A 508-nucleotide genomic window follows, 5' to 3' on the forward strand; every position below is an offset into this window, starting at 1 on the left:
CGCCGCCCGAAGCCTGCACGAGGTGCCGGAGGAGCAGCGCACCCTGGGGCAGCTGCGCGCCGACGTCGCCACCGCGCTCCTGCTCGACGGCGAGATCGTGGCGAGACCAGATGGTTCGCCGGCGACGGCGATCCCGCGGGGCATCCGCCCCCGCGTCTCCGTCACCGTTCCCGTCATGACCCTCCTCGGACGATCGGACGAGGCCGGCGTCCTCGATGGCTACGGCCCCATCGACCCCACAACAGCCCGACGCCTGGCCGCCGACGCCCCCTCCTTCACCCGCATCCTCACCCACCCCGAAACCAGCGCTGTCCTCTCCGTCGGACGCACCACCTACCGCGTCCCCGCCGACCTCCACCGCGCCCTCGCCACCCGCGACGTCACCTGCCGCTTCCCCGGCTGCACCCGCTCCGCCACCGATAGCGACATCGACCACAGCACCGAATGGCAGCGCCAGGGACGAACCGACGCTGACAACCTCGCCCACCTCTGCCGCCACCACCACCGA

General features: G+C 72.6%; 1 protein-coding gene. It reads left to right on the forward strand.

Annotated features, from left to right (window positions below; all coding sequences use genetic code 11):
- Nucleotides 1-22 precede the first annotated feature (22 nt).
- A partial coding sequence (locus B0T42_RS18965; RefSeq protein WP_342418291.1) for an HNH endonuclease signature motif containing protein occupies nt 23-508 on the forward strand: 486 nt, incomplete at its 3' end.

Origin of the sequence: Rathayibacter rhapontici, from assembly GCF_001995175.1 — a bacterium.
Lineage (GTDB): Bacteria > Actinomycetota > Actinomycetes > Actinomycetales > Microbacteriaceae > Rathayibacter.